This is a genomic window from Pseudomonas sp. PA-4-8C, assembly GCF_021606625.1.
Classification (GTDB): domain Bacteria; phylum Pseudomonadota; class Gammaproteobacteria; order Pseudomonadales; family Pseudomonadaceae; genus Aquipseudomonas; species Aquipseudomonas lactis.
Map to the genome: position 1 here is coordinate 1 of NZ_WKCD01000269.1, position 7,578 is coordinate 7,578.

The 7,578-nt window shown below is 61.3% G+C and carries 5 protein-coding genes and 1 pseudogene; 3 read left to right on the top strand and 3 right to left on the bottom strand.

What is annotated here, in order from left to right; all coding sequences use genetic code 11:
* The coding region (locus GIW04_RS25345; RefSeq protein ID WP_329607640.1) for a dermonecrotic toxin domain-containing protein at positions 1-2,395 on the bottom strand (2,395 nt) is incomplete at its 3' end.
* A gap of 288 nt (positions 2,396-2,683) precedes the next feature.
* Here GIW04_RS25345 and GIW04_RS25350 point away from each other — a divergent pair.
* The 3 genes from GIW04_RS25350 (at position 2,684) to GIW04_RS25360 (ending at position 4,478) form a co-directional block, all read left to right on the top strand.
* Positions 2,684-2,980 carry a DUF5629 family protein gene (locus GIW04_RS25350; RefSeq protein WP_120248259.1) on the top strand — a complete coding sequence of 99 codons (297 nt, stop codon included), beginning with the start codon at positions 2,684-2,686 and terminating at the stop codon, positions 2,978-2,980.
* Complete coding sequence (locus GIW04_RS25355; protein WP_057709867.1) at positions 2,967-4,142, top strand: lactonase family protein; 1,176 nt, start codon at positions 2,967-2,969, stop codon at positions 4,140-4,142. The genes GIW04_RS25350 and GIW04_RS25355 overlap by 14 nt, the downstream gene beginning before the upstream one ends.
* 156 nt (positions 4,143-4,298) lie before the next feature.
* Positions 4,299-4,478, top strand: a complete 180-nt coding sequence (locus GIW04_RS25360) for a hypothetical protein (protein WP_003190784.1) — start codon at positions 4,299-4,301, stop codon at positions 4,476-4,478.
* A gap of 110 nt (positions 4,479-4,588) precedes the next feature.
* Here GIW04_RS25360 and GIW04_RS25365 read toward each other — a convergent pair whose 3' ends face one another.
* Positions 4,589-5,182, bottom strand: coding sequence for a glutathione S-transferase (locus GIW04_RS25365; protein ID WP_003190786.1), 594 nt, complete (start codon positions 5,180-5,182; stop codon positions 4,589-4,591).
* Positions 5,179-7,539, bottom strand: a pseudogene (locus GIW04_RS25370) (SbcC/MukB-like Walker B domain-containing protein); the annotation flags it as partial. The pseudogene GIW04_RS25370 and the gene GIW04_RS25365, both read right to left, overlap by 4 nt.
* Positions 7,540-7,578: the final 39 nt, after the last annotated feature.

Here is a 7,578-nt window from a genome sequence, read left to right on the forward strand (position 1 = left end):
CCATGGCACCCGGCCCGCGCATCAACGGCAGCAGGGTGTTGAACAACAGCCAGCCGAGCTCCTTGTAGGACGCCCAACGACTTTCAGCATCGGAGGTCGATTGGCCTTCAGCCAGGGTGACCAGGCTGTTGGCATTGGAGTGGAACCAGTGCTTGGCCAGGTCGCCGTTGAGCAGGTCCTGGCGTAGCGTGGTGGCAGCGGCATAGCCGTCGACAGCCAGGGTGGTCGGCTTGGGCGTAGCAGGCGGGTCAAACTCATTGAATACGCTAAAACGCGCAATATTGGGCGTGTGAAAACCGCCATTACCGTACACCGCCCGTGCTTTGTCATCCGGCAACCAGGCCAGCACGCTGTCTTGCAGCGCACCGGGTTCGCGGATGGCCTCCAGCAGCGCGTCGCGGCTGGCGAATTCCAGCAGTGCCGGTTTCAATTGAGGACGATAGAGGATATGTGGGCCGCTACCGCTGGACAAAGGTTCGATGATAAACATATTGGCGACCACATCCGGCGTCGCTCCTGGTTTGCGTACAAATGCCAGGGGGCGCACGGTAATCTCTTGGCCTGCCGCACTTTTGCCGCCCGCGCCGGGCTGGGTGATTGCTTCGATAAACGCGTGGCCCTGGGCGGTGATGCCGGCTTCGCCCTTGAGCTTGAGTTCCAAGGCCTGCATCGCGAGCTGCAGGGGTACCTGCTCGATGAAACGTGCCAGCCGATCACGGGCTACCGGGCTGTCGTCCAGCAGTTCACGCTTGAGCAACTCGGGGTAGTGGCCGCCAATGTCCACAGTGTTGATCAGGTCCTTGAGCATTTTTGGCAGGCTGGCATCGCTGACCCGCTGCCCATGCAGGTGGACTTCCATCTCACCCTTGGGCAGGCCCGACAGATTTTCCAGGGCCATGTCCACCAGGCTCATTCTCACCCGTTCCAGGTAGTTGCTGCCCATATCGCCCACCGGGACCTTGAACACCACCTCCACATTCTTGGCCGTGTAACCCTTGCCGGCTAAATGCTGGTCGAGCTGTTGCTCGGCGTAGGTGCGGATATCGGGGATGCCGTCGAGGAAGGTGCGGCCATTGTTGCGGCGCACGCTGCTGGCCAGGGCCAGTGCGTGCTGTCGATAGGTGTCGCGTTCTGCGGCGCTTGCCGAGCCGAACCAGGTGGGCAACTGTTCATGCAGACGTTCAAGCTCGCGCGCGTCGGGTGCATAGGCCCCGAGAAACCAGGGGCTCGGGTCGCTGGCCTGGGTGAACGCCTGCTCCAGCGCCTCAAGCGAGCCGGTGGTGGGCACCTCGATGGACGCAACGTTCTCCACCATGGCATTGAGGATGACCGCCGCCTGGGTATCGAAAATATTCCCCGCAGGCTCCTGGCGCTTCCAGTTCAGGGTGTCGAAAACGAAGGCATCGCCCATTTTTTTGCCCCAGGCTTTGCCGAACGCCTGCAAGGAGTCATACGGCGTCACCACGCCGGCGGCAGTGGCGTGCAGTACCTGCGTGCGGCCATCGACCTGACGAGTGATCAGCAGGTCTGGGGTGAGTTGCGAGGCGCTGCCACCGGCGTGGCTCACCGCAGAATCAAGGATGAAAACCTGTGCCGCACCATCGCCTTTGGCCGCTTGGCGCTGCGCACGATCCGGGTACGTCACGACCTGGTCGAGGGTCTCGCGTTGTTGAGCGCTGAGCCCAGGTTGCTTCAGGGCTCCGGTGGTCAAGGTGTCCCGCAGTGTGTCGCTCAGCCAGCGCCAACGGTTGGCACCGGGAGCGTGAGCGTCAGCGCTGCCGACGAAGTGCTTGAGCATGGCCTGTTCGAACGCTTTTTTGAGGGGCGCGCGCAGGCTGCGGATAGCCAGTTCAATGGCCTGCATATCAATGCCCGGCATCAAGGCATTGGAGGAGGGCGCAGGCTTGAGGCTATGCCCGGTGGCGTGATCGACCAGGGTGCAGGGCAGTGAATGTTTGTCGGTAAAGTCGAGGTCGCCGTCGGTGGTCAGGTGCTTCAGGGCGATGTCCAGCAAAGGGGTCAGGCGGTACTGGGGTGGGTCGGTTGAAATGGGTTCGGCCACTGCCGTTTCGGCGAGATTGAAGGCTAAAGTGGGGTACAGGCTTTTGATCGCCTCCTCTAGCATGCCCGACACCACTGAACGCAACGTAGGGCGAGTGTCGAACTGCTGGGCGACCGCCGTTGCGGTGATCTGCGGCGAGTTGTCGGTGGGAGCGGTGGTCACTGCGGTGCGCAACGGTGCGGATGCACGCCTGGGGCGGTTCAGCGGTTGGTCTTGTGCGGCATTCGATAAGGCTTCGTGATGGGTATCGACCGCCTGGCCGGCAGCCGGGGTTGGCAGTGAAACGGGCAGGTGGTGGTCAAAAAAACGCTGGGGGTAGTTTCCCTGAATCATCGTGCAGCTTCCTTGTGGTTGCAGTCATGCTCGTCATGGAGGTGACCCTGTTCGCGTCATGCGAGCAGGCGAGTGGAAACTACCGAGCCAGGTTTTCGAGTGAAATCAACAATAGGTAAACAGCCATTTCCATTGGCATGCCCTTACCGCTAGCGCTTGATTTTGCGTGGGGTGGAGTAGGGCGAGGGATATATGGCGGCATGTAAACGCGGCGCAGGTCACGTCAGGATTTACGCCGTAGCAACCATTTGACCTATCATGAGGTCTTTCCTCTGAACGATTGATGTTATGACTGCCGAATCCGCCCCCCTGCGCACCCTGCTTGAAACCAGCGACATGCTTGAAATCGACGGCCTGCATGCCTTTGATTTCGAGTTGACTGAACTAAAGCTCGTGATTACTGCCATGGATGGCCGGGCCGAAAAACGCTGGAGCTTCAGCTCGGCGCAGGTGGGCGATGCCACATTTGACGAGACGCTGCAAAGCTGGACCCTTACCGGTGAGTCGGGCGAGCACCGCTTGATCTGCATGAGCGCCTTCACCGGCAACAATAACGATGAGGACGAAGCGGATGATGATGCGTAAATTCTGGCCCCTGCTGATGGCAGGCAGTGTCGGTGCGATGTCGGTACAGGCCGCGCCCAGCGATCTGCATGAACTGCTGGTGGGCAGCTACACCGCCGGTAGTAGCGAGGGTATTTACCGCCTGCAGTTCGACAGCCGCACCGGGCAGTTCAGCGGCAAGCCAGTGCTGGCGGCGAAAACCGCCAACCCGTCCTGGTTGACGATTTCCAAAGACCAGAAGCAGTTGTTCGTGGTCAATGAAAACGGCCCGGGCCAGGAAGACCCGGTGGGGCGTGTCAGCAGCTACAGCATCGACCCGCAGAACCACCAGTTGACCCTGATCAATCAGGTGCAGAGCCTGGGCAATGAGCCCACCCATTCCAGCGTGGCCGCCGATGGGCGCTACCTGTTCGTGGCCAACTATTCTGTGGTGGAAGACCCGGGTGGCAGCCTGGCGATCCTGCCGGTGGACGCCAGTGGCAAGCTGTCGGCGCCGGTGCAGTTGAGCGGGCACCCGGCCAGCCGTGTGAACCCGGAGCGCCAGGCGTCCAACCATGTGCATTCGGTGGTGTCGTCGCCGGACGGCAAGTACGTATTCGTGCAGGACCTGGGTGCGGACAAGGTGTTTGCCTACCGCTACGACCCCAAGGCCAATCACGAACTGCCATTGACAGCGGCCAACCCGGCGTCGGTGCAGTTGCCCCCGGGCAGCGGCCCGCGTCACTTGCTGTTCAGTGCGGACGGCAAGCACGCCTGGCTGACCACTGAGATGAGCGCCCAGGTGGCCGTGTTCGATTACAACGAGGGCAAGCTGACGCAAACCCAGTTGCTCGACTATGCCGCCGGCCAACCGGTGTCCGACAAGGCCGGCGCGGCGTTGCATGCTTCCAGCGATGGCAAGTTCCTTTATGTGAGTAACCGTGGCACAGCCAATCAGATGCTGGTATTCAGCATCGACCCGGCCACCGCGCACCTCAAGGAAATCCAGCGCCGCTCTGTTGAAGGCGACCACCCGCGTGAGTTCAGCCTCGACCCGAGCGGCAAGTTCCTGCTGATCGCCAACCAGAAAAGCAATGAAATCGTGGTGGTTGAACGCGACCCCAAGACCGGCCTGCTGGGTAAAACCGTGCAGAAATTGCCGATCGATGCCCCCAGCGACCTCAAGTTCCTGGTGCGTCAATAAGCCACAGGCCCCGCAATGCGGGGCCTGAGCCTTTGTATTAATCGCAGTGATAACGGCTACTGTTTCAAAGCATTTCTAAGGTTCAACCCTCGGGCGTAAGTTGGGTTCCAAGGCCTTCCCAGGCCACCCAACCAAACGCACACAAGGGTTACCGCCATGAATTTCAATCTCTTCTCGATCATTGCTGCTTCTGCTGTTTCCGCCACCGTGGCATTGCCTGCCGCCGCCAGCGTGGAAGTCACCGGCAAAAAATCCAATGTCACGGCCTATACCCAGAAATACCTGCAACAGAGCGCCAATTTCTATGCGGCGCTGGATCACAAGACCCAGCACTGAGCCACGGTCCAATGTGGGAGCTGGCTTGCCTGCGATGCGGACCACTCGGTATAGCTGATGTACCGAGTCGATGCCATCGCAGGCAAGCCAGCTCCCACATTGGATTGGCCTCAGGGTTTTGCCATCACTGCTCTAAACAACGGTGAATCCAGAAACCGCTGTAACCAGGCCTGCAAACGCCGATAGGGCGTGCCCGCAAACCACTCCCGATTCACATGGGCAAACTGGCGCACAAACGGCGCCAGCGCTGCATCTGCCAAGCTCAGGTGATCGGCGAGTAGATACTCACGGTCTGCCAGCAAATCTTCCAGCTTGCGCAAGAACACCTCGCCCTCGGCCCGATAGTGTTCCATCGGTTGCTCCGGGTAGCGCTCGGCGTACTTGTATCGATTCAAATGATGTTTGAACACCTGGTCATTTTCTTCAATCAGCGCATACACCGCTGGATCGCCCTGTAGCCGCCAGTTTTCGGGGTCGTGCTGGGCCAGCGCCCACTGCATGATCTCCAGGCTTTCCTCGATCACTCGCCCTTCGACGCTCAACACCGGCACCGTGCCCTTGGGCGACAGCGCGAGCATCTCGGCCGGCTTGGCTTTCAGGCTGACTTCGACGATGCTCACCGCAACGCCGGAATAACGCAGCGCCAGCCGCGCTCGCATTGCATAGGGGCAGCGCCGGAACGAATACAGCAGCGCTTCGCTCACTTGACCTCCAACGTGCTCAGGCCATTGCCCTGGCGTTGCACCTGGATCTGCACCGGGATGCGTTCATGCATTTCCTGTACGTGGGAGATCACCGCCACCTTGCGGCCCTGGGCCTGCAAACCATCCAGAGCGTCCATCGCCAATTGCAACGACTCCGGATCAAGGCTGCCAAAACCTTCGTCGATAAACAGCGACTCGATCTTCAAGGTGCTCGACGCCATCGACGCCAGCCCCAACGCCAGTGCCAACGACACCAGGAAGGTTTCGCCACCGGACAGGGAATGCACCGAGCGCAGTTCATCGCCCATCTCGGTGTCCATGACCAACAGCCCGAGCATGCTGCCGCCGCGTTTAAGCCGGTAGCGGCGCACCAGTTGGCGCAGTTGCACGTTGGCGTGGTGCACCAGCAAATCGAGGTTGTAGGCCTGAGCGATCTTGCGGAAGGTATCGCCGGTGGCCGAGCCGATCAGCGCATTCAGGCGGGCCCAGCGCTGCCACTGCTCGTAAGCTTTGGCGATCTGTTCGGCCAGGGCCTGGTTGGCGTTCTGGCGACGCTGGTCTTCGGACTGGCGTGCGCGCAGTTCGGCGCAGTGTTTCTCACCCTCGATCAGTTGCTGGTTAAGCGTTGCCAGGGTGGCGTCCAGTTGCTCGGCCTCCAGGTTGCCGTTGTGCAGGGCCCGGTGTTCGGCCAGGCGTTGTTCGCGCTCGTGCAACAGAACCTTGGCTTGCTCCACGGCCTTTTCGCTGCTGTGCAGGTGCTGACGCAACTGCGCGACCTGGGCCTCATCAAAGGCCAACAGGCGCGCCAGGCCCTGGTCATCCAGTTCGGGGTGCAGGGCGCGCCATTCGCTGATGCGTGTCGCGAGGGCTTGCTGTTCCGCCTCCAATGCCTGCTGGCGTTGCTGCTGGGCGTTGAGGTCGGCGGCCAGCTGTACCAGGGCCGTGTGCACAGCGTGCAGTTCCTCGTTGGCGTCGGTCTCGCTCTGGCGGGACTGCGTGACAGCTTGCTCCAGTTGCTGTTGCCAGTGTTCGGCGCTGGGGTGCTCTCCTAGCAAGGTACGGAGTTTTTCCTGGACGGCGTGTTGCTGGTCAGCCAGCTCTGCGACTTGCAGATTCAAGGCGTCGAGTTGCTGCTGACGATGCTGCTGGTGGGTATGTTGTTTCTCGATGGCCTGTTGGCGCTCCTGCTGCTCGGCCTGCTCATCGCGTTGATGGCCCAATTGCTCAAGGCGCTGGCTGACCTGCTGGTCGAGCTGCATGAAAGTCGCCGCAGGCGCGCTGCGCAAGCCCTCCAGCGTCTCGGCGGGCAACAGGCTGGCGAAGGCGCTGAGTTCCGCCTCTAGGCGTTCGCGGTCGCCGGCCAGCTGCCGCTGCTGGTCCACCAGCAATTGCCGGGCTTGCTGGCTGGCGTCCTGGGCCGCTTGCAATTGTTGCTGCAAGCGCCCGGCGTTCTGTTGCAGGTTGAGCAGGGCGCTTTGGCGTTGTTCGTCCTGGCTGATGCTTTGGGTCAATTGGACCAATTGCTGGGCCAGCCAAGGGCTGCGCTTGTCGACGTCCTGGTTGAACAGCGAGGCGCACAGTGGATGGGCTTGAAGGCTCGGTGCCAAACCCTGCTGCTGGGTAGCCAACTGTTCTTGCTGTTGCAGGAACTCTTTTTGCTGAGCGATCAGGCCGCCCACTTCACCGCGCAATTCAGTGAGTTTTTCCTTGAGGCTGTCGACGGCTTTCTGCGCCGCCGCCTCTTCACTTTCATCATGGCGGCCCAGGCTTTGCAGCAGGGCCTCGGGCTGGTGATAGGGGTGTTCGTGGCTGCCGCACACCGGGCAGGGCTGGTCATCCTGCAACTGCTCGCGTAACTCCTCGACGCTGGCACTGCGGGCCAAGCGTTGGCGCTCCAGCAGTTGCTTGGTCACCGCCAGGGTTTGTTCGGCAACGGTAAGTTCGGCCTTGGTTTGCAGGCCGGTCTGGTTCAGTTGTTCGCGTTTTTGCGCGGCCTCGGCGAGCCTTTGCGTGAGCGCACCTGCCTGTTGATCCAACTGTTGCTGGCTGTCCCACAAGCGGGCCAGGTCTTCGAAGGCGCGCTGTTGCTTGCGATTGTCTTGCAGCAGGCTGGCCAGCAATTGGATTTGTTCGGCCACCGCGTGCGGTTCGGCACCGGCCTCGTGGTAGAGCAAATCCAGGGCTTCGCGCTGTTGGGTGAACTGTTCGGCGGCGGCGCTGGCGCGCTGTTCGAGTTGCCCCAGCTCGGCCTGGCCTTGGTTGAGGCGATTGCCGATCAGCACCAGTTGTTGCAGGCGGTCACGGTAGGCGTTCCAGGCATCACTCAGCGGGGCGAGGGCGGCGCTATGCTCAAGTTTTGGCTCTTTTTCACCTCCTGCGCTGTCGGTGGCAGCCTA